At 52.5% G+C, this 22,232-nt stretch carries 30 protein-coding genes and 2 pseudogenes; 22 read left to right on the forward strand and 10 right to left on the reverse strand.

What is annotated here, in order from left to right:
• Positions 1-28 precede the first annotated feature (28 nt).
• From gpM to K7R23_RS08260, 15 genes are all read left to right on the forward strand, one after another.
• A complete protein-coding gene (gpM, locus tag K7R23_RS08195) occupies positions 29-829 on the forward strand; it encodes a phage terminase small subunit (RefSeq protein WP_000632330.1) in 801 nt (266 codons plus the stop codon).
• A gap of 102 nt (positions 830-931) precedes the next feature.
• The gene (locus tag K7R23_RS08200) at positions 932-1,426 is read left to right on the forward strand and encodes a head completion/stabilization protein (protein WP_012907687.1); all 495 of its coding nucleotides are present in this window, start codon (positions 932-934) and stop codon (positions 1,424-1,426) included.
• Complete coding sequence (locus tag K7R23_RS08205; protein ID WP_000864897.1) at positions 1,426-1,626, forward strand: tail protein X; 201 nt, start codon at positions 1,426-1,428, stop codon at positions 1,624-1,626. The genes K7R23_RS08200 and K7R23_RS08205 overlap by 1 nt, the downstream gene beginning before the upstream one ends.
• A 2-nt stretch (positions 1,627-1,628) precedes the next feature.
• Positions 1,629-1,952: a phage holin family protein gene (locus tag K7R23_RS08210; protein WP_012907686.1), complete on the forward strand. Its 324-nt coding sequence runs from the start codon at positions 1,629-1,631 to the stop codon at positions 1,950-1,952.
• Between the two features lie 54 nt (positions 1,953-2,006).
• The gene (locus K7R23_RS08215; protein ID WP_012907685.1) at positions 2,007-2,552 is read left to right on the forward strand and encodes a glycoside hydrolase family 108 protein; all 546 of its coding nucleotides are present in this window, start codon (positions 2,007-2,009) and stop codon (positions 2,550-2,552) included.
• On the forward strand, positions 2,549-2,956 hold the full coding sequence (locus K7R23_RS08220) for a DUF2570 domain-containing protein (protein WP_012907684.1): 408 nt from the start codon (positions 2,549-2,551) through the stop codon (positions 2,954-2,956). The genes K7R23_RS08215 and K7R23_RS08220 overlap by 4 nt, the downstream gene beginning before the upstream one ends.
• The gene (gene lysC / locus K7R23_RS25935; protein ID WP_097738121.1) at positions 2,910-3,107 is read left to right on the forward strand and encodes an Rz1-like lysis system protein LysC; all 198 of its coding nucleotides are present in this window, start codon (positions 2,910-2,912) and stop codon (positions 3,105-3,107) included. The genes K7R23_RS08220 and lysC overlap by 47 nt, the downstream gene beginning before the upstream one ends.
• The gene (locus tag K7R23_RS08225; RefSeq protein WP_000920594.1) at positions 3,094-3,561 is read left to right on the forward strand and encodes a phage tail protein; all 468 of its coding nucleotides are present in this window, start codon (positions 3,094-3,096) and stop codon (positions 3,559-3,561) included. Before lysC ends, K7R23_RS08225 begins: the two co-directional genes overlap by 14 nt.
• On the forward strand, positions 3,554-4,189 hold the full coding sequence (locus K7R23_RS08230; protein WP_000356347.1) for a phage virion morphogenesis protein: 636 nt from the start codon (positions 3,554-3,556) through the stop codon (positions 4,187-4,189). Before K7R23_RS08225 ends, K7R23_RS08230 begins: the two co-directional genes overlap by 8 nt.
• Before the next feature lie 11 nt (positions 4,190-4,200).
• Positions 4,201-4,767 (forward strand): phage baseplate assembly protein V, encoded by a 567-nt coding sequence (locus K7R23_RS08235; protein ID WP_174435674.1) that lies wholly within the window; start codon positions 4,201-4,203, stop codon positions 4,765-4,767.
• Positions 4,764-5,114, forward strand: a complete 351-nt coding sequence (locus K7R23_RS08240; protein ID WP_000213447.1) for a GPW/gp25 family protein — start codon at positions 4,764-4,766, stop codon at positions 5,112-5,114. The genes K7R23_RS08235 and K7R23_RS08240 overlap by 4 nt, the downstream gene beginning before the upstream one ends.
• Before the next feature lie 3 nt (positions 5,115-5,117).
• Entirely contained in the window at positions 5,118-6,014 is an 897-nt protein-coding gene (locus K7R23_RS08245; RefSeq protein WP_012907682.1) for a baseplate assembly protein, read from the forward strand.
• On the forward strand, positions 6,007-6,537 hold the full coding sequence (locus K7R23_RS08250; protein ID WP_012907681.1) for a phage tail protein I: 531 nt from the start codon (positions 6,007-6,009) through the stop codon (positions 6,535-6,537). The genes K7R23_RS08245 and K7R23_RS08250 overlap by 8 nt, the downstream gene beginning before the upstream one ends.
• A 2-nt stretch (positions 6,538-6,539) precedes the next feature.
• Positions 6,540-8,393 (forward strand): phage tail protein, encoded by a 1,854-nt coding sequence (locus K7R23_RS08255; RefSeq protein WP_012907680.1) that lies wholly within the window; start codon positions 6,540-6,542, stop codon positions 8,391-8,393.
• Positions 8,394-8,395: 2 nt separating this feature from the next.
• Positions 8,396-8,929: a tail fiber assembly protein gene (locus tag K7R23_RS08260; RefSeq protein ID WP_000972170.1), complete on the forward strand. Its 534-nt coding sequence runs from the start codon at positions 8,396-8,398 to the stop codon at positions 8,927-8,929.
• 28 nt (positions 8,930-8,957) lie between these two features.
• Here K7R23_RS08260 and K7R23_RS08265 read toward each other — a convergent pair whose 3' ends face one another.
• Together K7R23_RS08265 and K7R23_RS08270 are read right to left on the reverse strand one after the other, a co-directional pair.
• A complete protein-coding gene (locus tag K7R23_RS08265) occupies positions 8,958-9,485 on the reverse strand; it encodes a tail fiber assembly protein (RefSeq protein WP_012907679.1) in 528 nt (175 codons plus the stop codon).
• A gap of 3 nt (positions 9,486-9,488) precedes the next feature.
• On the reverse strand, positions 9,489-10,325 hold the full coding sequence (locus tag K7R23_RS08270; RefSeq protein ID WP_001171270.1) for a phage tail fiber protein: 837 nt from the start codon (positions 10,323-10,325) through the stop codon (positions 9,489-9,491).
• 104 nt (positions 10,326-10,429) lie between these two features.
• Between K7R23_RS08270 and K7R23_RS08275 the strand changes: the two genes are divergently transcribed.
• Positions 10,430-11,029, forward strand: coding sequence for a recombinase family protein (locus tag K7R23_RS08275; RefSeq protein WP_000905061.1), 600 nt, complete (start codon positions 10,430-10,432; stop codon positions 11,027-11,029).
• A 28-nt stretch (positions 11,030-11,057) separates the two neighbouring features.
• Here K7R23_RS08275 and K7R23_RS08280 read toward each other — a convergent pair whose 3' ends face one another.
• The 6 genes from K7R23_RS08280 to K7R23_RS08305 are packed head-to-tail and all read right to left on the reverse strand — an operon-like array spanning position 11,058 to position 16,643.
• Positions 11,058-11,546: a phage tail protein gene (locus K7R23_RS08280; RefSeq protein WP_000979945.1), complete on the reverse strand. Its 489-nt coding sequence runs from the start codon at positions 11,544-11,546 to the stop codon at positions 11,058-11,060.
• A 12-nt stretch (positions 11,547-11,558) separates the two neighbouring features.
• Complete coding sequence (locus tag K7R23_RS08285; RefSeq protein WP_012906209.1) at positions 11,559-14,366, reverse strand: phage tail tape measure protein; 2,808 nt, start codon at positions 14,364-14,366, stop codon at positions 11,559-11,561.
• Positions 14,353-14,508 carry a GpE family phage tail protein gene (locus tag K7R23_RS08290; RefSeq protein ID WP_000333503.1) on the reverse strand — a complete coding sequence of 52 codons (156 nt, stop codon included), beginning with the start codon at positions 14,506-14,508 and terminating at the stop codon, positions 14,353-14,355. The genes K7R23_RS08285 and K7R23_RS08290 overlap by 14 nt, the downstream gene beginning before the upstream one ends.
• An 8-nt stretch (positions 14,509-14,516) precedes the next feature.
• On the reverse strand, positions 14,517-14,891 hold the full coding sequence (locus K7R23_RS08295; protein WP_000651572.1) for a tail protein: 375 nt from the start codon (positions 14,889-14,891) through the stop codon (positions 14,517-14,519).
• 55 nt (positions 14,892-14,946) lie between these two features.
• Positions 14,947-15,459, reverse strand: coding sequence for a phage major tail tube protein (locus K7R23_RS08300; protein ID WP_000290462.1), 513 nt, complete (start codon positions 15,457-15,459; stop codon positions 14,947-14,949).
• Entirely contained in the window at positions 15,459-16,643 is a 1,185-nt protein-coding gene (locus K7R23_RS08305; RefSeq protein ID WP_012906208.1) for a phage tail sheath subtilisin-like domain-containing protein, read from the reverse strand. Before K7R23_RS08305 ends, K7R23_RS08300 begins: the two co-directional genes overlap by 1 nt.
• A 157-nt stretch (positions 16,644-16,800) precedes the next feature.
• Between K7R23_RS08305 and K7R23_RS08310 the strand changes: the two genes are divergently transcribed.
• The 6 genes and pseudogenes from K7R23_RS08310 to K7R23_RS08335 all read left to right on the forward strand — a co-directional run.
• Positions 16,801-17,910 (forward strand): phage late control D family protein, encoded by a 1,110-nt coding sequence (locus K7R23_RS08310; protein ID WP_012907678.1) that lies wholly within the window; start codon positions 16,801-16,803, stop codon positions 17,908-17,910.
• 42 nt (positions 17,911-17,952) lie between these two features.
• Positions 17,953-18,213 (forward strand): Ogr/Delta-like zinc finger protein, encoded by a 261-nt coding sequence (locus K7R23_RS08315; RefSeq protein WP_000488107.1) that lies wholly within the window; start codon positions 17,953-17,955, stop codon positions 18,211-18,213.
• 190 nt (positions 18,214-18,403) lie between these two features.
• Complete coding sequence (locus K7R23_RS08320) at positions 18,404-18,544, forward strand: Hok/Gef family protein (RefSeq protein ID WP_000078910.1); 141 nt, start codon at positions 18,404-18,406, stop codon at positions 18,542-18,544.
• A 264-nt stretch (positions 18,545-18,808) separates the two neighbouring features.
• On the forward strand, positions 18,809-19,141 hold the full coding sequence (locus K7R23_RS08325; protein ID WP_012907677.1) for a zinc ribbon domain-containing protein: 333 nt from the start codon (positions 18,809-18,811) through the stop codon (positions 19,139-19,141).
• Positions 19,142-19,145: 4 nt separating this feature from the next.
• Complete coding sequence (locus K7R23_RS08330; RefSeq protein WP_001504485.1) at positions 19,146-20,039, forward strand: type VI secretion system-associated protein TagO; 894 nt, start codon at positions 19,146-19,148, stop codon at positions 20,037-20,039.
• A gap of 155 nt (positions 20,040-20,194) precedes the next feature.
• Positions 20,195-21,271, forward strand: a pseudogene (locus K7R23_RS08335) (conjugal transfer protein TraF); the annotation flags it as partial.
• Positions 21,272-21,407: 136 nt separating this feature from the next.
• Here the strand turns inward: K7R23_RS08335 and K7R23_RS08340 are convergent.
• Both K7R23_RS08340 and K7R23_RS08345 read right to left on the reverse strand, forming a co-directional pair.
• Positions 21,408-21,725, reverse strand: a complete 318-nt coding sequence (locus K7R23_RS08340) for a helix-turn-helix domain-containing protein (RefSeq protein ID WP_012907676.1) — start codon at positions 21,723-21,725, stop codon at positions 21,408-21,410.
• Position 21,726: 1 nt separating this feature from the next.
• A pseudogene (locus K7R23_RS08345) lies at positions 21,727-22,073 on the reverse strand (type II toxin-antitoxin system RelE/ParE family toxin).
• Positions 22,074-22,232 lie beyond the last annotated feature (159 nt).

Below are 22,232 nucleotides of genomic sequence, written 5' to 3' on the forward strand. Positions count from 1 at the left end.
TCATGCCCGCCAGTAACGGAGAGAACAAATGATTACTCCTGCACAGCAACACTGGCAGAACGTGATGGCACAGCGCGCAGGCCGGGCGAATGAAGGCGTGGACCACGCCGCGCGTACCGCGCATGAAGAGGTGCTGTATCGTCTGCGTCTGGCACAGGCCCGGCTTAAGGGCGTACAGGCCAGAAGCGCGAAAGCCGCCATCAAAAAAGAGTTGTTGCCGGATTTTTCCGGCTGGATTGAGGGAACGCTGGAGGCTGACGGCGGGCAGCAGGATGAAGTGATTGCCACGCTGATGGTGTGGGCGATTGACTGCGGCGATCTTCCGCTGGCGTTGCGTATTGGTGCGTATGTGGTCCGTCACAACCTCATCATGCCGGATAACTTTGGCCGTACTGCTGCCACAGTGCTGACCGAAGAAATCTGCAACCCGGTGCTGACGCAGGCCGGGACGGATGCCGACGCGGATTTGTCCGCCTTTATCGAACCACTGGACATCCTCCGGGAGATTGTCACAGACCAGGATATGCCGGACGAAGTACGCGCCAAATTATGCAAGGCGTGCGCCTTTGCCCGTCGTGGTCTGACCGATGCAGACAACATGGCCTTATCACTGAAGCTGCTGCGCGAAGCGATGCACCTGAACCCGAACGCAGGTGTGAAACGCGAGATTGCAACCCTTTCCCGCGCCCTGAAAAAAGCCGATTCCGCAGCCGCACCAGAAGACGCCAGCGCACAGCAGGCGCAGGACGAAAGCAGCAAAAGTAAAAAGACAACGCGGAAGCCTGCAACACGAAAAACCACCGCGACGCAGAAGGCGAAGCGCGGTTAACGACTGACCCCGTCAGCGGGCGGCGTACGCGGTGTTCCGGTCTGACTCCGTGACCGTTTACACCGCGCACCCACCGCCCGATTTTTTTCAGGAGTGAACCCCATGAGTATGGTTGCCAGAACCAACCCCAGACCCGCAGAGGACGACATCACCGATACCGATGATGGTGATACCCGTATTTCAGCGGGTGCATTCTGGCCGGATATTGTGCTGCGTGAGCTGCGTCTGGCGGTACGACTGCCGGGACGTGTGACCACCTCCCGCCTGCTGCATACCGCCACCGGGGCTGTGGCACACGTTACCCGCGAGCTGGAAGCATGGCAGCAGGAACAGCAGGCGGCTGGCCATCAGACGCTGGCCGATGTTCCGGCACCCGTAATTAACGGAGAAAGCGTCAATCTCTGGCACTGGCGCAATGCTGTTTATACCGCCACACGCGCCCTGATTCTGGAGCGTTACCGCGATGCGGACACAACGGACAAGGGCGACCGCCGGGCGGACGCACTGGATATACAGACATCGGATTTGTGGCGCGATGTGAGCTGGGCCATCTCTGACATTCTGTGCCGCCCGCGAATCTTTGCGGAGTTGTGCTGATGAAAGTGAAGGCACTGGAAGGCGACACCGTGGATTCGCTCTGTTTCCGGTACTACGGCACGACGCAGGGCGTCACCGAAAAGGTGCTGGATGCCAACCCCGGACTCTGTCAGCAGGTATTTCTGGACGCCGGGCAGGACGTGGAGATGCCGGAGCCGGAGAAGAAGAAACGAGAAATGATTCAGTTGTGGGGAGAGTAGTAGTGAGCACCATTCAAACAGGGATCACAGAGCAGGTTATTGCGTGGCTCTTTGACCACCTGCCAGCGGTGTATGCAGCAGGCGCGGCGGTCAGCATTTCCGCGCTGATGAGTCTTTATGACGGACGAACGCTGGTTCAGACCGTAACGGGATCGCTGGCGTGCGGCGTTCTTGCCATGGCCGTGGCCGGGTCGTTGCGCTTCTTCGGAGTTCCTGAAGATGCCGTGACGTTTTTCGGCGCATCTATCGGTTTTATGGGCGCAGAAAAAGCACGCGACAAGATCATTGCCGCCTTTAACCGCATAACCCAAAAGGGAGATGAATAAGTCGCAGGCTTAAAGCCGGTAATCACCATAAAAATCATTCACAGAGGTGACGAAATGAAATCGAAAGACGAAATTTTTGATGCCGTTCTTGGCAAAGAAGGCGGCTACGTCAATCACCCGGATGACAGAGGCGGTCCGACAAAATGGGGCATCACTGAAAAGGTGGCACGGGCGCACGGATACCGTGGCGATATGCGTGATTTAACGCGCGGACAGGCACTGGAAATCCTTGAAGCTGATTACTGGTACGGACCGCGTTTTGATCAGATAGCGAAGCTGTCCCCGGATATTGCCGCAGAACTGTGTGACACCGGAGTAAATATGGGACCGTCTGTGGCAACCAGAATGCTTCAGCGCTGGCTGAACGCATTCAATCAGGGCGGGAAACTGTATCCCGATATGGACACGGACGGACGCACTGGCCCACGCACGATTAACGCATTGCGTGCATATCTGGAAAAACGCGGTCGGGACGGCGAGATGGTGATGTTAGCTGCACTGAACTGTACACAGGGTGAACGCTATCTGGAGCTGGCAGAAAAACGCGAAGCCAACGAGTCGTTTGTCTACGGCTGGATAAAGGAACGCGTGGCGGTATGAGGTTATGGACTTCTCCGGGCGTCGCTTTTCTTCTGATTGCCGTATGGGGAGCATCCGTGCGTCTGTCGTGGTCGCTGGGCCGGGAGAACGCCAGAAACGAAGCGCAGGCCAGCACCCTGAAAAGTACCGTCGACACCCTGAATATCATCAGCGCCGGGGTACAGGATATGCAGCAGGTGCTGGCACAACTCCGCACGGAAAATCAGCAACGCAATCAGGACGGAGAGGCCAGACGTGAACAGCTACGTAACGATATTGCAAAAGATGAATGCGCCCACGCTTTGCCTGACGCTCGTTTTACTGACAGGTTGCGCAGGCACGCAGAACGCGCCACTGCCAGCGCCGTCAGTCCGGCTTATACCACAGACGCTGACCATACCGGTAACGCCTCCCCCCTTCCCTGATACTCCCACATGGGGAAATCTCGGTATATGGGGCGACCGCCTTCTGGATGCACTGGAAACCTGTAACGCGGATAAACGGGCCATTGAATTACTGGAACAGCGCAGGCTGCAACGACTGAACAACGAGGATAACAACCATGCTGAAAACTGATTCCCTGCGTGAAGCCATGACCCGTTCATGCCGATGGTGTCAGGCCAACCCGGAAAAATTCACCATTTTCGTGGAGAGCGGCAACATTGAAACGACAGGAGAAACCCCATCGTTTGTTTACCGCTATCAGATGGTGATGTTTGTCATGGATTACGCCGGGGAGCTGGATGACCTCACGCTGCCGCTGCTGGCGTGGTTATCCGAAAATCAGCCACAGTTGTTGCTCAACCCTGAGCGTAATCAGGACATCAAATTCTCCGCCGTTATCAATGACGATGACAGCGCCGATCTCCTGTTTACGCTCCCCCTGCGGGAACGCGTTCGCATCACGCGCAGCAGTCAGGGCACACCGCAGGCAGAACACCTGCCGGAGCCAAAACCCCGCCTGCCCTCTTCCGAAGGCGACTGGTCGCATGTATTCCAGGATGTGACGTGGGGTGAAAGCGATGGATAAGGCATTCACCCGTGTGGATGAAACCTTTGAGGCCATCCGCGACAGCCTGAATCAGCAGGCCATTAATAACATCGCCAGAAAGCTGGCACAGGATTTACGCCGCGCCCAGCAGGCGCGTATCCGGTCACAGAAAGCGCCGGACGGGACCGCGTGGACACCACGCAGACGCCGCGTAACCCGGATACAGGAACGCATTCGCTTTATCTGGAATAACGAAGCACGCACGCTGAAAAACTGGCATCACGACACGGGGAAATACGGGCGAACCATTACCGGGTGGGATGAGGATAAAAACAATATCCGCACGTTTTACCGGGATGACATCGACCGTTTTCTGGAAATACGCACCCGGCGCATCAACCAGGACAGCACAAAGCGCGTCCCCATGTTCGTAAAACTGCGCACCGCCCGCTACCTGAAAGCCCGTGCGGATACTTCCGGTGTGACGGTGGGTTACAGCGGCGTGGCCGCACGTATTGCACGCGTTCATCAGTTCGGTGAGCGCGATCAGGTTGCGCCGGGCATTTTCACCGATTACCCGGTACGTGAGCTGTTGGGTATCAGCCAGGCAGATGAGCGCCTGATTTATAACACGGTGCTGGGCCGGATTGCGGAGGCTGTACGGTGAGCGCAGAACTCATGCGACTGCTGAGCAACATCATCCGCACCGGGATCATCTCTGAAGTTGATGAGGAATCCTGGTGCGTGCGCGTTCGCAGCGGCGAACTGGAAACAGGCTGGTTGCGCTGGAACACCACGCGCGCGGGAGCCTTCAATGTGTGGCTGCCGCCATCACCAGGCGAACAGGTGGCAATTGCCTGCATCGGCGGCAACCCGGAAACCGCCATGATAATCGGCAGTCTGTGGAGTGATACCATTCCGGCCCCCGGCAAAAGCCTGAAAGAAATCGTGGTCAGCGCGCCGGATGGCGCGGTGTTCCGCTACGACGCGGACGCAGGCGCACTGAGCGCCAGCGGCATGAAAACGGCCACTTTGCAGGCATCCGTCAGCGTGAAACTGGATACGCCCGTCGTGGAATGCACAAACCTTCTGAGAACGGCGACGCTTGACGTCACAAAAGGAGGAAAGATGAGCGGCAATATCACGCACAGCGGCGGCAATTTCACCTCAAACGGCATTACCGTGCATACGCATAAACACGGTGGCGTGAAAGGCGGCAGCGATTCGACAGGAGGCCCGCAGTGACAACCCGCTACACAGGAATGAATCCGGACGGGACGGGAAACCTGAACGATATGGAGCACCTGAAACAGTCAGTCAGGGACATCCTGACCACCCCGCTGGCAAGCCGGGTTATGCGACGGGAATATGGCAGCCTTGTGCCTGATTTGATTGACGAACCCATGAATAACACCACGCGTCTGCAATGCATGAGTGCTGCCGTGATTGCGCTGACACGATGGGAACCCCGCATTGCCCTGGATGCCATCGACGTTGTCTGGAAGGCAGGAGGCCGCGCCGGGGTGACTCTGTCGGGCACTGTCATGCAGACCATGCAGAATGTTGAATTAACCATCACGCTGAGGGAGTAAATCATGCCTGCCGTTGACCTTTCCCAGTTACCGGAACCCGCCATCATCGCGGAGCCTGACTTTGAGGCAATTCTGGCTGACACAAAGGCCATGATGATTGCGGCTTATCCCGCCGAACAGCGTGAAGCCGTCTCCGCCGCGCTGGAGCTGGAATCGGAACCACTGAACGTTATCGCCCAGACAACAGCGTTTCGTGAAATGCTGTTACGCCAGCGGGTCAATGAGGGTGCACGCGCCTGCATGTTAAGCCACAGCGCCGGGACAGACCTGGACAACCTCGCGGGCAATATGAACACAAAGCGCCTGGTTATCACTCCGGCAACGGATACCACCGACGCGGTGATGGAGAGCGACACCTCGCTGAGACTGCGGGCGCAGCGGGCGTACGACGGCCTGAGTGTTGCTGGCCCGTCAGGTGCATACGAGTATTTTGCCCGCAGCGCCAGCGGTCTGGTGCGTGATGCGCGGGCTATCAGTCCGTCTCCGGCAAATGTGACGGTTTCCATCCTGTCCACTGAAGGCGACGGCACAGCAACGGAGGCGTTGCTTAATACCGTTAGCGCCGTTCTGAATGCAGAGGATGCCCGCCCGGTGGCCGACCGCCTGACCGTACAGAGTGCCAGAATCGTGACATGGCGGCTGAATGCAAAACTGTACTTTTATCCCGGCCCGGAATCCGAACCTATTCTGGCTGCGGCTGAATCGTCGTTCAGGAAGTGGCTGGCTGAGCAGGGGCTTATCGGTCAGGACGTGGCGTTGTCCGCCATTGCTGCCGCACTGCATGTGCACGGTGTGCAACGCGTGGAGATAATCGAACCCACACAGAATATGGCCATCAGCGACATACAGGCGGCGCGCTGTGAGTCATTCACCATCAGCGAAGGTGGGCGCAATGAGTAATTCGTTGTTACCACCATCAGCCAGCAATTTCATGCGTTGTGCCGAAGCCATCGGAACACGCATTACAGACATTCCGGTAGACCTCAACACACTGTGGTCGCCGGATACCTGCCCGGTGCATCTGCTGCCTTATCTCGCCTGGGCATTTTCCGTTGACCGCTGGGATCGCAACTGGCCGGAAGAGACAAAGCGACAGGTTATTCGTGATGCATGGCTGATACACCGACACAAAGGGACCATCAGCGCACTGCGCAGGGCCATTGAACCGCTGGGATACCTCATTCGCGTGTCTGAGTGGTGGGAGTTCGGCGGAGAACCGGGAACATTTACCGTTGAAGTCGGCACACTGGACAGTGGCGTGACGGAGGAAATGTATCTGGAAATGGAGCGGTTGATTGCTGATGCCCGCCCGGTCAGCCGCCACATGACAGGGCTGAATATCATTCAGGAAATTCCAGGGGATATTTTCGCAGCGGCGGCAACTTATGACGGTGAAGTTATTACCATTTATCCAGGCGATTAAGCATGAGTACCACAACACGAAAATTTAAAACCGTTATCACCGATACGGGTGCAAAAAAATTAGCGCAGGCAGCCGCGCCAGATGGTAAGCCTGTCCGCCTGACTCATATGGCCGTGGGCGACGGTGGCGGCACGTTGCCCACACCAGACAGTAAGCAGACCCGTCTGGTGCATGAGGTGTGGCGACATACTGTTAATCGCGTCATCCTGGACGCAACACATCAGAACCGCATTATTGCGGAGCTGGTTATTCCTCCTGAAACGGGCGGATTCTGGATCCGGGAAATTGGTGTGTTTGATGAGCACGGCGATTTAATCGCGGTGGGCAATACTGCCGAAAGTTACAAGCCAACCGTTGCCGAAGGGTCCGGACGTGCACAAACATTTCGCACCATTCTGACCGTATCCAGCACAGCCACCGTGGCGCTTACCGTGGATAACACCATGGTGATGGCCACAGTGGATTACGTGGATGACAAACTGAAAGAGCATGAACAGTCACGACGTCACCCGGACGCCTCGCTGACCGCAAAAGGCTTTGTTCAACTCAGTAGCGCCACTAACAGCGTGTCTGAAACGCAGGCTGCAACGCCGAAAGCAGTAAAGGCCGCGTATGACCTTGCTAACGCAAAATATACCGCTCAGGACGCCACGACGGCACAAAAAGGGATAGTCCAGCTCAGTAGTGCCACCAACAGCACGTCTGAAACACTGGCCGCGACATCGAAAGCGGTTAAGGCGGTAATGGATGAAACGAACAAGAAAGCGCCCTTAAACAGTCCTGCGCTGACCGGAACGCCAACAACACCAACTGCGCGACAGGGAACGAATAATACCCAAATCGCAAACACGGCTTTCGTTATGGCTGCGATTGCCGCCCTTGTAGATTCGTCACCTGATGCACTGAACACGCTGAACGAGCTGGCGGCGGCGTTGGGCAACGACCCGAATTTTGCGACCACCATGACTAACGCGCTTGCGGGTAAGCAACCGAAAGATGCCACCCTGACGGCGCTGGCCGGGCTTGCTACTGCGGCAGACAGGTTTCCGTATTTTACGGGGAATGATGTCGCCAGCCTGGCAACTCTGACAAAAGTCGGGCGGGATATTCTTGCGAAATCGACCGTTGCCGCCGTTATCGAATACCTCGGTTTACGAGAACTCGGCACAAGCGGGGAGAAAATACCGTTACTCAGTACAGCGAATACCTGGACTAATCGACAAACATTCAGCGGTGGCCTTTCTGGGGAACTGTCCGGCAATGCCGCTACTGCAACAAAGCTGAAAACAGCACGAAAAATTGCTGGAGTTGGTTTTGATGGTTCTAGCGATATTTCAATTAGTGCCAAAAATGTCAATGCATTTGCACTCCGACAAACAGGTAATACTGTTAATGGTGATACATCCGTTGGATGGAATTGGGATAGTGGTGCATATAACGCCCTGATTGGTGGTGCATCTGCATTAATTCTTCACTTTAATATAAATGCTGGTAGCTGTCCTGCCGTACAATTCCGTGTGAATTATAAAAATGGTGGCATTTCCTACAGGTCAGCTCGTGATGGTTATGGGTTTGAATTAGGTTGGTCAGATTTCTATACCACGACACGAAAACCATCAGCGGGAGATGTTGGTGCATATACGCAGGCAGAATGTAACTCAAGGTTTATTACAGGTATTCGCCTTGGCGGTCTGTCATCTGTTCAGACATGGAATGGTCCCGGCTGGTCTGACAGGTCAGGTTATGTCGTTACGGGTTCAGTTAACGGAAACCGTGATGAATTAATTGATACAACTCAGGCAAGGCCAATTCAGTATTGCATTAATGGAACGTGGTATAACGCGGGGAGTATTTAATTATGATGCACTTAAAAAATATTACTGCTGGCAACCCTAAAACAAAAGAGCAATACCAGCTAACAAAGCAATTTAACATCAAATGGCTTTATACAGAGGATGGGAAAAACTGGTATGAGGAACAAAAGAACTTTCAGCCTGATACGTTGAAAATGGTCTATGACCACAACGACGTTATTATTTGTATTGAAAAGGATGTTTCAGCAATTAATCCAGAAGGCGCAAGCGTCGTTGAGGTTCCTGATATTACAGCAAATCGCCGGGCTGATATTTCGGGTAAATGGATGTTCAAAGATGGCGTAGTGATAAAGCGAACTTATACCGAGGAGGAACAGAGGCAGCAGGCAGAGAATGAAAAGCAAAGCCTATTGCAACTTGTCAGGGATAAAACCCAGCTATGGGACTCACAGCTACGGCTGGGTATCATTTCCAACGAGAATAAACAAAAATTAACCGAGTGGATGCTCTATGCGCAGAAGGTCGAATCCACAGACACCTCCAGCCTGCCAGTAACGTTTCCAGAACAACCAGAATGAAACAAGGCCCGCTATCGGGCCTTAATTTTTACTCAGGCTTTTGTGGCCATTCGGGATTTGCTGTATCCACACGGCTGACCAGAACGCTGTAGCGTTCCCATGACTCCAGTCGTGTGCGTTCCTCATCCGTCGCCATATTCAGCCTGACAGCGCGTTCCAGTGGCTGAATAACGCTTTCAGCTTCAGAAAGCAACGCGACCTTTTGTGATTCGGCCTGTTGTTGCTGTTCGTCTGCTGTATAAATCCGCTTAAACACAGTTCCGTCCTTAAACATCCACTTCCCTGAATCATCGGCACGACGATTGGCTGTTATATCAGGAACTTCAACGACGCTATAGCCTTCAGGGTTAAGCGTGGAGGCATCTTTGGTGATGGCGACAATAATATTATTCTCGTCATAAAGAATTTTTATTGTGTCTTCCTGAAAGTTCTTTAATTCCTCGTACCAGTTTTTCCCGTCTTCGGACCATAACCAGATAACATCAAAATTCTTTGTTAGCTGATATTGTTCTTTTGTTTTTGGATTTCCGGACTTAATATTTTTTAAATGCTGCATAATTTACACCTGTGCGACGTTATACCATGTGCCATTGATGTATTTTTGTATTGGTCTGAAGATGGCTTCATCATCGCCATCTACTTCACCAATGATTCTTAATCCGGTAATTGCGTGTCCGGCTTTTTCATAACGACCACCACGCGCCATCAATTGAACAACACGCGTACCCAGGCGAACATCTTTTACATAGCGTGAATCAAAATTCCCCCAGTTGCTGGGCTGTATCTGACCGTTAACAGAAAATATTACCGAGTTATCTGTATTTCGCTGGCTATAGAAATGCCATCCTGCCTCATCGCCTAACTCTGCAACTACTGGACGGGTTGAAGCACCCCATAAATTAAACGTTGCATTCTTTGTGGAGGTGTTGGAGCTGGATAGCGAGAACTTTTTACTATCACCTGCCTGAATGTTTTTAAAAGCAATAGCAACTCCATTCTGAAAGCGGAATACTCGCTGACTATTAGCGTAAACATCCAGAATACCATCACCATTCTGTTTGAATCCGGTGTCATTATCACCAAGAACAATAGAGCTACCACCTAACGCATTCGTCGTACCAACTCCAAGACTGCCATTAATGACGGCATTTACCAGAATATTTAGTGCATCCCATTTCAGCGTCATCAGGTCTTTTGTTGTGGTGCTCTGGCGGCTTCTCCATTTGAAATATTCATTGCCGTTGTCGCCTGTTTCAAACCACATGTATGAATCAGTGTCACCATCAGCATCATTTTTAAATCCAATCTTCGCCCAGTCAGTATTTCGAATCCAGGCAAGGATTGAGTCATTTTCAAAAGTAAGCCCACCGGACAAGGTATCGCCATTTTTTTGCACGGCGTTACCAGCCCTGTTTACCGTTTCCTGTAAACCGAGGTTTTAAATAATGGCCGTTTCTGGCCTGCATGGCATGATTTGCGCTTTTGGACGGGAGATTCAGTGTGCTGATTGGCTATGTAAGGGTATCAACAAATGACCAGAATACAGACCTGCAACGAAACGCTCTTGTTTGTGCAGGATGTGAACAAATATTTGAAGATAAATTAAGCGGGACAAAGACAGACCGACCGGGATTAAAACGCGCTTTAAAGCGCCTTCAAAAAGGTGACACGCTGGTTGTCTGGAAACTGGATCGCCTCGGGCGAAGCATGAAACATCTGATTTCTCTCGTCGGGGAACTACGGGAGCGAGGGATTAATTTTCGCAGTCTGACCGACAGCATAGACACATCTTCTCCAATGGGGCGTTTTTTCTTCCACGTGATGGGTGCCCTGGCTGAAATGGAACGTGAATTAATTGTTGAACGTACACTGGCCGGGCTGGCGGCAGCGCGCGCAAGGGGGCGCACAGGCGGACGTCGACCGAAGCTGACAAAAGAACAGCATGAGCAAATAGCAAGGCTAATCAAAAACGGGCACGACAGAAAACAACTGGCAATAATTTACGGCATTGGCACATCGACGATTTATCGTTATCACCCTGTAGGCGATATACAGACTGAAGAAACAACCGGGCAGACTCAGGAAAATGAAAACCGCTAATCTGACCATTAGCGGTTTTTGTGTTAAATCAGAACAGCCCTTTAACTGAACTGGCCGCGCTGTTAAGAGATGATGTCACCTTATCTTTGAAGCCGGATAGCATATCACTGAACGATGAGGATTGCAGGCGCTCCCGCAAATCCTCATCACAGCGTTCAAGGGTCAGTGAAAATTCTATCTTTTTCGCCTTACCGTAGCGATCAAACTCGGAACGGGTCGTATTCGTTTCAGTCAGCACATACATGCCGTAAATCTGCCCGACGCCATCAATCAGAGGCCAGGGTCGTCCTGTATACGCCTGCGTGGTCAGCAGCGACAGCGATACTTCGCCACCTGTAATTTCAGGATAAAGCACACCAGAAAGAACGATGCGATCATCTCCTGCACCGATATACTGCCAGCTTGCTGAACGGTTAACGCGTTCATTTTTCACATGCCGCCAGCTTTTGTTTTGCTGTAACTGCTGATGCGGCAGCGTGCGCAGCTCAAAAACAAACATGCCGTAGATCATCATCATGGCCATGACTCCTCAATCTTTATCGTAAAAACTGCCACGCCCGGCACGGGCGCGCCGTTCCATTTCTGCCCTGACCATTTCACCGACCAGTTTCGCAAGTTCGCGGGGATTCTGCGTAACAACGTTATGCAGATGAACATGAATTTCACCGCCAAATCCGGAGGCAACCGGCTCCCGATTACGGGAAGCTGCAGGAACTGATGCCACTGGCGATCGTATGGCCTCCGCCACCGGGCGGGAGCTGGCCGCAACAACAGGGACCAGCGCCGGAGGCAGCGGAGCCGGGACCACGGGTGTGATATTAATTGCGGGGGCAGGCTTACTGACCTGCGCAATCTTCCGCTCCTGCCACTCCCCACGAACAGCCAGTGCGCGGGGCAGGTTCTTAAAGACAATATCGCCGGGGCCAATGCGTTTTTTCGTCTCATCAACCAGCTTACCTGTGTTATCAGCAATTTTGCTGAGTCTGCGTAGCGTCCCGGTATTGCTGTCTGTGAGCGGTTTGTTGTCTTTGGGTTTATCACCTCCGGTGCCATTGCCATTTTCCACAGGCTTCGGCGGATTGATTTTCGCCAGGTCCCCCTGAAGCAAGGCAACCTTGTCCTGAAGAATGGCCGCACGCTGTGCGTCTTCGATTTTCTTGCGCGCCTTTTCCGCTTCATCCGGAAGGACGCCAAGTTTTTCAAGTATCCACGCCAGCGTATCCAGTAGCATTTTTGCAGGTGTCAGAACAAGCTGTAACGCACCGCCAAGAACGTTACCGAATATCTCGCCAGCACTGGTACATTTATCCAGCGTTTCCTTGCTGGACTCCATCGGTGACAGCAGCGATTTAAACCAGTTAAACACCTGGCTGATCCCGCTTCCGACTGCGTCAAAAACAGGACCAAACCGTTCAAAGGTTTCGCGCAGCGGGGTCAGCCTTTCCATAATCCCGCTGAACACCCCGGCAAAAAATGCCCTGATGGGATCCCAGTATTTCCAGATAAGAACGGCAGCTCCGGCAAGCGCAGCCACGATAAGACCAACCGGACTGAACAGCGCCCCGATAGCGCCTCCCAGTAAAGAAACGGAACCCGTCACCATTCCCCACAGCGCTGGCAGGACCATGACAGCATTCATTGATCCGGTCAGGAGAGAAAAACCAAGACGCAGTTTTGCCAGCGGACCAGCAAGCACACCAATAGCCAGCGACAACGAGCCAACCGTTGCAGTCATTGCCAGCAACGCACCGCCTGCTATCAGTAGCTGGCGCGTCAGTGCCGGATGGGCCTGCGCCAGCGCCGTCACCCTTGATACCACCCGCGTGAGCCACTGCGTGACAGAACGCAGCGGACCGTCAATCAGATCTGCAATGCGGATGCGCACCCCTTCCCATGCACTGCCGAGTGATTTCAGATCGCCGTCAAGGTTGTTGGCCATAACCTTTGCTGTGCGTTCAGCCTCACCGCGCGCGCCTTCAAGTTCTTTTCTCAGTTTGGGTAAGGAACCGTCACCCGCTGCATCAACGAGCGCCATAAACGATGTGAAAGCCTCTTCTCCGGCAATGTCCTTAAAGAACGATACCCGGTCAACTTCCCCGTATTTGCGGGTGGCTTTATAAAGGTCGGCCAGCACATCCTCCATCGGGCGCATTTTGCCCCCGGCATCCGAGACAGACACGCCCAGCTCTTTCAGCGCCTCTGCTGCCGCCTTTGGCGGTGATGCCAGACGAGCCAGGCTGGCACGCATTGCCGTCCCGGCATCACTTCCCCTGATACCCATATTCGCCAGCACGCCCGCCATCGCTGCGGCCTGCTCCAGCGATATTCCCAGCTTGCCCGCCACCGGACCTGCATATTTCATGGTTTCGCCCAGTGCGCGAAGGTCAGTGTTGGTACGGGTAAACGCTGCGGTGAGTGTGTCACCGACCCGGTCCATCTGGTCAGCAGAAAGGCCGAACTGCGTCAGGATATTTGAGCCAATATCTGCCGTCTCGCCGAGATCCATACCGCCAGCCGTTGCCATGCTCAGCACGCCGGGAAGCGCAGCCTGAATGGCCTGCGGAGTGAAGCCAGCCATTGCAAGAAATGCCTGTCCACTGGCGGCATCGCCTGCGGTGAACTGCGTTTCAGAGCCAAGTTTTAACGCCTGCTCACGCATCGCCTTAAACTGCGGGCTGTTCTGGTCGATTCGCGTCAGTGCCTGAACGCGGGACATCTCTTTGCCGAACCCGATCGCAGGCTGCAAAAAACGCCCGGCAGCATAGCCGCCCGCCGCTGCCGCACCAATTGCCAGCGCACCACCTGTTTTCAGTTTTCCCGCTGTTTCCTGCGCGCGCGAATACCGCTCACGCGCCCGCGTTACACGCGCAAGCGCCTGCCGTTCGCGTTCAAGCTGGTTGTTATACTGTTCGGTGCGTCTGATGGCCTGCTGGATGGTGTTATCGCTGCCTGTCAGGGAAATGCCGTGGCGTTTCAGCTCTCCGCCAAGTTCCCGCATTTTCTGAATTTCCCGTGTGCGCGATTCATTCAGGCGTTCAAGCCGGGTGCTTAACTGCTGCATCAGCTTTTGTTGTTTTTCGCTGAGCACTGTACCCGTGCGTTGTAACTGATTAAGGGCGTTAAGCTGGCGTCGTGCTTTCAATATGCCAGCATCCGCTTTACTGACAGCGTCACGGGCGCGCTCAAATGAACGCGCCTGACGCTCGAGATTTTTGATCGCCCCCTGAGTTCGCTGGATGGAGTCACCAAACTGCCCCATCAGGCGGCGGGCGTTTTCGGCAGGCCGGGTCAGCCTGTCAACGGCGCTGAAAGCGACCCGGATATCAAGAGTCTTCATTATCTGCATTCCCGCTGCGAAGTGCCGCCCGCTCGCGCCAGCTAACCACTTCGCCGGGCGTCATCATGAAGATTTCGGCGGGCGACCAGTTAAAAATAGCGGCAATATCCGCCACCAGATCTTCGATGTGCTCAAAGCACACCAGGGTGATTACGCTGCCGTCTCCTGCACGCTCTTCGCGCCAGAGTCTGGCTCGCTCATAAAATTTACAGCCACAGCGCACAACTGAATAAAATCGCGTGACGACATTTTTTTAATCATCACTTCATCCAGTCGTGGCGAGGTCACGCGAGGCAACAGCGTGAACATGGTATCCGCTTTCAGATTCAGCACATCAGACAGCGACAGACCACGCAGGGATCCAGCCTGCTCAATAGCCCCGGTGATCTCCACATACGTGATTTTTTCGCCACCACGCTCAATTGGTCGGGTCAGTTTTACGCCACGTTCGACAGCCATATCCTCACCTGCCGTCACATCATCCGCCACGGTGTTATTCCGGGTTTCAGTATCGATGTCTTTCATCAGTTGTCTCCTTTTCAGTCAGAGGCGACGCACTGCGCCGCCTGCATATTACTTATCAGCCAAGCCCAAGCGCGGAACGGATACGGTCAGGCACAATGTCCTTGCCGTCCTTCCGGTAGATGTGGTTCAACAGGTCGATTTCCCACAGCGGGCGATCGTTAACGCTCAGCTTGTAGTAGGTGTTTTTGACAGCGTAAGTGTGTGATGTGGCTTCGCCCTGTTTGGCTTCCCCCATATCAATTTCCGTCACACGCCCGCGCATCTCGATTTCATACAGATCGCTTTCTGCATCGGTGTAGTATTCACCCGCAAAACGCAGCAGCGTGCCGTCAATCGTGCCGCCATATTTAAGGAACAGCGCACGAACAGCTCCCCCCATAACAAAACTCGCATCAAGCGCGGAGTCGTCCAGACCGAGATCAATACTTACCGCCCCCATCATGCCACCACCACGATAGCTGTCGGTTTTGCGCGTCAGTTTGGGCGGCGTGACGGATGTCACTTTACCCACTTCGTTTTCACCATCCACAAACAACGTAAAAAAGCGAAGATGTTTTGGTACAGCCATCAGGCACCTCCCAGCACCGCAAATGCGGGACCAAAGAATTCATCAGTAAACGTCTGGTAAAGCTCCATGTCTTCCAGTGGCGGAACGGGCGTATATTTGTAGCGAATACGCACACGTCCCTGACGTAAATTCGTGGTGCCGTTATCCACCACGTCATACCAGCACTCCGCACCAATCAGTTTCCCGGCAGTAACCAGCGAATCCAGTTTTGCCCTGATGGCACTGATAACATCCTTCACGTTCGCAGGCGTCAGTGGACTGTCGATGGTTTCAAACTGCGCTTCCGCAATTGAATCAGCCAGCACCTGTGCGGTTCGGGTATACACCTCAAAGATGTAGGCGTTCGTTTCCGGTGTGCGGTTGCCCCAGAAGCGGAGCCCGTTGCGACGAATAATGGTCGTGATTTCTTTGTTATTGAGGCTGTTGGCATCACTGTCTTCGGCCTGCAACGACCAGAACACATGCCTGGACATTCCCAGCACATTTTTAACCGGAACGTTGGACAGCGATTTGTGCCAGCCCTGCTCATGGTCAATGTACGCACGAAGGCCGCACGCATAAGCAGGCGCGGGGAACGTTTCGTTTTTGCCACTTTTCGGGTTGTAGGCGATGAAGTCAGGCCATAAGAGCATCACCTCACGTTCGTTGAATTTCTGGCGGTAGGTAATCGCCTCAGCCATCGTGTTACAACCATGACATGTGGCATACACAAACGCGCGCAGTTTACCCGCAATCACGCACAGGGATTTTGTTACCGCCTCCGTGTCCAGCTCCGGCGCGGCCAGAATACGCGGACGGTATCCGATGCTTTCATCCTGCTCTGCAACAAGCAGCGCATACATCCCCGTATAGCTGCCGTCATCCTCAGAACCACCGATAACCAGTTGATCCTGCGTCTTTCCGTCTTCTTCTTTGTGTTCAGCCACGCGAACGACGATCACCTTTGTGCTCACCTGGTCTGCGATGGCCTTAAGCGCACGATAAAGCGTCCCCGTTGTTCCGCATTTTCCCAGCACGTCATTGACGCGGGTCAGCAGTGTGGGCTTGTTCAGCGGGAACAGCTCCGCGTCCGCATCATCCGCCGTTGCCACGATACCGATAACGCTGGAATCAACATCGTTAATCGCTGTTACCAGGTCGGTATTTTCCGTAACACGGGCACCATGAAAACGAGTTTCACTCATAGCTTCAGCCCCTTGTATCCGTTAAATGATTCAGCAACAATCATCACCTACCACGCGCGTAATCTCACCCCTGCGCCGTTCTCCCGACCCGGCGACAACAAAAAGCAGTAACCCCCTCCGCACGCACATGCGACCATGCCGCACAGGGAGGGAACAGATGACCGACACCACCATGCAATTGCTCAGTCAGGGCACAGACCCCGTGAAAATGCCGGATTTTGATATTCTCGCGGAGGGTAAAACGCTGTCAGGCGTGGCAGAGCGCCTGATGAGCCTGTCACTGACCGACAACCGGGGATTTGAGGCGGACCAGCTCACCATCACGATGGATGATGCAGATGGTCAGTTGCAGCTACCGCCACGGGGCGCGCGCCTGACGGTTCTCATTGGCTGGAAAGGAGAACCGCTGACAGAAAAAGGCACTTACATTGTTGATGAAATCGCTCACGAAGGACCGCCGGACAGGCTGACGGTTTCAGCCAGAAGCGCAGATTTTCGGGATGAATTTAACGTTAAACGTGAGGTGTCCTGGCATGATGTGACCGTTGAGCGCGTGGTATCCGCCATCGCTCATCGGTATGGTCTGAAACCGCAAATCAGCGAAATGCTGATGGATATCGAAATCGACCACGCCGACCAGACCGAAGAAAGCGACATGTCCTTCCTTACGCGCATGGCGGAAATGTTGGGTGCAATCACCACGGTAAAAAGAGGTAATCTGTTATTCATCATGCCCGGCGGTGGCGTGAACGCACAGGGCCAGCCGTTGCCATCGTTCGCCATCACACGCAGCAGCAGCGATCGCCATCAGTTCCGCATTGCTGACCGCGAGGCGTATACGGGGGTACGCGCCTACTGGCTTGATCTTAATTACGGGAAAAAGAAAAAAGTCAGCGTGAAACGCCGCAAACCGCCAAAACCCAAAAAAGAGAAAAGCAGCAGCCGTGAAGGTGATTATATGGAAGGCGCAGAAGGCAATGTGTTTGTGTTACGCAAGACTTATCAGAACGAGCAGGCAGCAAGACGCGCAGCGGCGGCAAAGTGGCAGCAGCTACAACGCGGAGCCGCATCATTCTCCATCACACTGGCACGTGGACGCGCAGAACTCTACCCCGAAATGCATGGCACGGTAACAGGATTTAAAAGCGAGATTGATAATCAGGACTGGATTATTGCAAAAGCCGAGCACACCATTGATAACAGCGGCTTTACCACGCAGCTTGAGCTTGAGGCAAAAATCCCGGAATGGATAGCGGAAACAGAGTGAGCAACTTAGAATAGCGGCAGCACCACGTTAAGGGAGGTCGCTATGTTCCGTTGTCCGCTTTGTGGCGCATCTGCCCGTATCCGCACCAGTCGTCCGGAAAATGATTCAAACACCGTGCGGCAAAAGTATTACCAGTGTAACAATCTGGAATGCGGCGTATGCTTCTCAACACTGGAAGCTTTCCATAAATTCACATCGAAACACGCCTCCGGCGTTCACTCTTCAGAAGGTATCCCGTGGCATGAGCTGCCAGCTTCACACAGGGGAAACAATCAGATGAGTTTGCCTTTACCTCAGAATTAACAGGCAGAATTGCCGGAGTAACAAAAAAGCGATAGATTACGCGCGGGTGCCTTTCGGCTGATGGTCGGAGGGAATGCCCGAAGGCCAGATGTGGAAAGGCCCCGGAAAACATTTCTGTTTAACCGAGGCCCTGACCATCTAACCTTAGCAAGTGATAGGTTAGCGCCTCCCCAAAAAAGGAGCAAGCGCTATGTCGCAAAAATCGCTTATGGCCATCACATTCTGCGTGACGGCAATCCTCATCATCTGGATGCTACACGGTTCGCTGTGTGAAATACGGATGAGCTTCTGGGGAGCGGAGTTTGCGGCGTTCTTACAGTGTAAGCAGTAAGGAAACCGCGACGGGGGAGTAATCCCCCGTCAATCGGTTGCTAGGGTAAGGTCGATAAGGCACCCTATCTCACAGCTCTAAATGCAAAAATTCCATGAAACTGTGGGATTTTTGCATCACATACTGATACAGACCAGCCCTTCTATATGCCTCACTCTATATACCAGCTAATAAATTGACACTTATCAATAAAAATAAATCTGATAAAATCAAAATGTTTTGTCACAAATATCAACTCGTATTAATCCAAAGGAGGCGGATTACATGGCATTAATCAAATGTCCTGAATGCCAGAAAGAGGTGAGCGATTCAGCATTGTATTGCCCTGCTTGTGGTAAACAACTGCAAAAACTTAAGCGTTCATTTTTTGGACGGGTCATTAAGTGGGTTTTTATATTATTTAATATTTTTATGATCTATACGCTTTTAGTTGGACTAGGAGGCACTAGTGAAATAATAAATAATGCCACATCCGATGCCGAAAAAGCCGGTGCAGTTATTGGTACGGGCTTAGGTTTAATTACCATTGGAAGCTTATGGGTTATTGGCGATATCATTATCGGAATTTTAGTATTTCTTACTAAACCAAAGGGATAATAAAATGAAAAATATAATTTTTTCTATAGGTGCATCATTTATATCAATTAGTGTACTGCCTGTTCACGCAGCAACTGAACATAAGAACTTCAATGCAGTACTCCAGTGCCGAGCAATAGAAAATAATAAAGACAGACTTTCTTGTTACGATAAGTCAATACAACCGACTCGAACGAAAGTTGCTGAAAAATTCGAAAGCAGAGATCAATGCCCTGATGAGAAAGATGATGATAGACGTTTATCTTGTTATGATCGTTTCTTTTCTCCAACATTTACTCCATCTGTAAACTCAAAATCTAAAACGGAAAAGCCAGTAACAACAGAGGCTCAGCAACCAAATCTTTCTGAGATATCTAAATGTCGTGCAGAAAATGATAAAGAAGCCAGACTAAACTGCTACGATAAACTATTCCCACAGGATAAAATCGTTCAAGCTGAATCAAAATTAGAGAAAGCCACAGATGTAGGAAAATGGCACACATCCATTACTACATCGCCAATTGATGATTCGAAAAATGTAATTTTATCGTTAGAAAGTGATGATTATATCAGAACTCCATTTGGAGAAGCGGTTACTCCTACTCTTTTTATAGCTTGCCGAGAAAAGAAAACCGAAGTATTTCTTAGTTGGGATGTATATTTAGGCCTTGAACAAACCAGCATGCTTTATCGCCTTGATAAACAGAAAGCAGTTGAGCGAAACTGGCTAGTATCTACAGATACAAAGGCTGTTTTTTATAAAGGTAATGACATTGATTTCATCCGAAAACTAGCCAACTCAAGCAAAATGTATACAAAAATAACGCCTTATAATGAGAGCCCCGTAAGTGCAACTTTCAATTTAAACGGCCTGTCAAACGCGCTAAAACCGCTTCAAGCTGCTTGTAACTGGAAATAGTATTAAATCATGTGGCTTAGCCACAATCACAGATAACACAAAGCCCGTGAAAACGGGCTTTGTGTTATCTGTAACTCGAAAATGTGGTCACTGCGTGGACACGCGCCGACATAAATCCTTTTAAATCAATAAATTAAGTAATCATTTTTTTCATCAACAAGGATAATCTTCAGGATGAGATCGACGATATCAGCGACAAAATTGATTACTACGACGATGTAGTGGATAACCTGACGCCCGCAGAGGTGTTACTGAATCCGCGCGGCGTGTTGAATCAGTTTCAGGGGGCAGCGCGCGATCTCGCCGATGAACTGGAGTACCTGCGCGGCAAAACGGCGCGCGCCAACGCCGGCGCCGGGCTGGCGGTCAGCATTCCCAATGACGTGCTGTCCGTGGCTTTCGTGGCGAAAGGGTACGCGCATGGCCGCGTAAGTTCGTCAATCGATCAGGGGGATATCGATTACCTGCGCAGAATCGAAGGCAGCGATGCTTACGCGCTCATTGAGGCGGGACGGGCAGCGCTGCAGGGTTCAGATGAGCTTACTAAACACCTGAACTCGACGGCCTCCGGGCGGGCGGCAATCGTCTCAGATTACGGCATCGCCGTGGCGCGCCAGTTTACGCTGGGCGAGGTGCCGCTTTCCATTGGCGTCACGCCGAAACTGCAAAAAACCTGGCTCTATAATTACACCACCTCGATCTATAACTACGACAGCAGCGACTGGAACAGTAGCCGCTATCGTAACGATGATACCGGTTTTAACGTGGATGCCGGGATCGCGGCGGATTTTGGCGAAAACTGGACGCTGGGCGTCAGCGGGCAGAACCTTATTTCGCGCGATATTGATACCAAATCGATTTACATTACCCACGGTCTCACGGGTGAAACGCGAAATTACCAGGATACCTACCAGATTCGCCCGCTGGTTACCGCTGGCGTCGCCTGGCATAACGACCTCGTCACCCTGACGGCTGACGGCGATTTAACGGAAACCAAAGGCTTCAAGAGCGAGGATAACTCCCAGTATGTGGGCGTCGGCGCGGAAGTGCGTCCGCTAAACTGGCTGGCTGTCCGCGCCGGTTATCGCGCTGACGTAAAGGATAACGACAGCAATGTGTTTACCGGCGGCGTCGGATTCTCGCCCTTTAACCGCGTCCACGTGGATTTAATGGGGCTGTACGGGGAAGACGAAACCTGGGGCGCAGGCGCGCAGCTGAGCATGACGTTCTGATGATATTTGGGCATCTTTATGATGCCCTTTTAATTTCCCTGCCTCCCCCTTTAGGGCGTTATCAATGCTACCTGCTATGCAGGTAGTTTTTGCGCGGGGAGTTAAAAATGGCCCGAAGATCGGACTATTTAAGTGATCAGGCAAACACCACTTTCAGGCTGCCCGGTGTCCGGCGCGGCTTTCCTACCACAATCTGTACGTCGCGTCCTAAGCGGGTCAGGCACTCCAGCATTTTGGCTTCACTGATCCCCCGGAACTGACCGCGCAACATATTGGATAGTTTGGGTTGCGTCATTCCCAGCAGTTTTGCCGCTTGTTCCTGCGTCAGACGACGGCTTTTGATGATGTTGCCAATGGTGGTGGCAAGCTGGGCTTTTACCAGCATTTCTTCAGCATCGTCTTTGCCAATATCGGCATAAACATTGCCGCTGCTGACTTCAATATCGTGGCTCATATTATGCTCCTCTGGCATGGCTTTCTGCGGCTTTCAATCGTTCACGTATTTTGTCCATATCGGGCTTCGGCGTGGCGATCCCCGATGAAGACTTTTTCTGGAATACGTGCAAAACATAGACGGCATCACCGAACTTAACGGTATACACCGCACGATAAGTATCACCGAGAAAGTCTTCTAGCACCTCAATTACGCCAGCTCCACCAAATCCCTTCAGTGGCCTGGTCTGGGAGTGTTTACCGCCTGCCTGCGCCAGATGCAGGGCATAGCCGAAAATATCCTGTACATCTTCAGGCAATGACTGGAGATCTTTCTTACTACTACACCCACCCAATATAGTGGCTTCATCCGCGTTATCCATGCGCTTTATTATACCCATATGGGTATAATTTAACACGGTGATTGGCTAATGTATAGACAAAAAAGGAGGGGGAGGTATTGGTTTAATTGAGCCAGGTGGCAGCCCGGCCAGTGCTAAATTTCACTTTTTCCATATACTTTTCCCTT

It is taken from the genome of Citrobacter rodentium NBRC 105723 = DSM 16636, from assembly GCF_021278985.1.
GTDB lineage: Bacteria > Pseudomonadota > Gammaproteobacteria > Enterobacterales > Enterobacteriaceae > Citrobacter_A > Citrobacter_A rodentium.

What these genes read in the sequence shown, in the direction of transcription:
- K7R23_RS08230 (WP_000356347.1), top strand. Translation starts at nt 3,554, where the DNA reads ATGGATAAGGCATTCACCCGTGTGGATGAAACCTTTGAGGCCATCCGC.
- K7R23_RS08320 (WP_000078910.1), top strand. Translation starts at nt 18,404, where the DNA reads ATGTCGCAAAAATCGCTTATGGCCATCACATTCTGCGTGACGGCAATC.
- K7R23_RS08250 (WP_012907681.1), top strand. Translation starts at nt 6,007, where the DNA reads ATGAGTAATTCGTTGTTACCACCATCAGCCAGCAATTTCATGCGTTGT.
- K7R23_RS08330 (WP_001504485.1), top strand. Translation starts at nt 19,146, where the DNA reads ATGAAAAATATAATTTTTTCTATAGGTGCATCATTTATATCAATTAGT.
- K7R23_RS08260 (WP_000972170.1), top strand. Translation starts at nt 8,396, where the DNA reads ATGATGCACTTAAAAAATATTACTGCTGGCAACCCTAAAACAAAAGAG.
- K7R23_RS08225 (WP_000920594.1), top strand. Translation starts at nt 3,094, where the DNA reads ATGCTGAAAACTGATTCCCTGCGTGAAGCCATGACCCGTTCATGCCGA.
- K7R23_RS08305 (WP_012906208.1), bottom strand. Translation starts at nt 16,643, where the DNA reads ATGAGTGAAACTCGTTTTCATGGTGCCCGTGTTACGGAAAATACCGAC.
- K7R23_RS08215 (WP_012907685.1), top strand. Translation starts at nt 2,007, where the DNA reads ATGAAATCGAAAGACGAAATTTTTGATGCCGTTCTTGGCAAAGAAGGC.
- K7R23_RS08205 (WP_000864897.1), top strand. Translation starts at nt 1,426, where the DNA reads ATGAAAGTGAAGGCACTGGAAGGCGACACCGTGGATTCGCTCTGTTTC.
- K7R23_RS08315 (WP_000488107.1), top strand. Translation starts at nt 17,953, where the DNA reads ATGTTCCGTTGTCCGCTTTGTGGCGCATCTGCCCGTATCCGCACCAGT.
- K7R23_RS08220 (WP_012907684.1), top strand. Translation starts at nt 2,549, where the DNA reads ATGAGGTTATGGACTTCTCCGGGCGTCGCTTTTCTTCTGATTGCCGTA.
- K7R23_RS08280 (WP_000979945.1), bottom strand. Translation starts at nt 11,546, where the DNA reads ATGATGATGATCTACGGCATGTTTGTTTTTGAGCTGCGCACGCTGCCG.
- K7R23_RS08255 (WP_012907680.1), top strand. Translation starts at nt 6,540, where the DNA reads ATGAGTACCACAACACGAAAATTTAAAACCGTTATCACCGATACGGGT.
- K7R23_RS08245 (WP_012907682.1), top strand. Translation starts at nt 5,118, where the DNA reads ATGCCTGCCGTTGACCTTTCCCAGTTACCGGAACCCGCCATCATCGCG.
- K7R23_RS08265 (WP_012907679.1), bottom strand. Translation starts at nt 9,485, where the DNA reads ATGCAGCATTTAAAAAATATTAAGTCCGGAAATCCAAAAACAAAAGAA.
- K7R23_RS08340 (WP_012907676.1), bottom strand. Translation starts at nt 21,725, where the DNA reads ATGAGCCACGATATTGAAGTCAGCAGCGGCAATGTTTATGCCGATATT.
- K7R23_RS08325 (WP_012907677.1), top strand. Translation starts at nt 18,809, where the DNA reads ATGGCATTAATCAAATGTCCTGAATGCCAGAAAGAGGTGAGCGATTCA.
- K7R23_RS08310 (WP_012907678.1), top strand. Translation starts at nt 16,801, where the DNA reads ATGACCGACACCACCATGCAATTGCTCAGTCAGGGCACAGACCCCGTG.
- K7R23_RS08285 (WP_012906209.1), bottom strand. Translation starts at nt 14,366, where the DNA reads ATGAAGACTCTTGATATCCGGGTCGCTTTCAGCGCCGTTGACAGGCTG.
- K7R23_RS08295 (WP_000651572.1), bottom strand. Translation starts at nt 14,891, where the DNA reads ATGAAAGACATCGATACTGAAACCCGGAATAACACCGTGGCGGATGAT.
- gpM (WP_000632330.1), top strand. Translation starts at nt 29, where the DNA reads ATGATTACTCCTGCACAGCAACACTGGCAGAACGTGATGGCACAGCGC.
- K7R23_RS08235 (WP_174435674.1), top strand. Translation starts at nt 4,201, where the DNA reads ATGCGACTGCTGAGCAACATCATCCGCACCGGGATCATCTCTGAAGTT.
- K7R23_RS08200 (WP_012907687.1), top strand. Translation starts at nt 932, where the DNA reads ATGAGTATGGTTGCCAGAACCAACCCCAGACCCGCAGAGGACGACATC.
- K7R23_RS08300 (WP_000290462.1), bottom strand. Translation starts at nt 15,459, where the DNA reads ATGGCTGTACCAAAACATCTTCGCTTTTTTACGTTGTTTGTGGATGGT.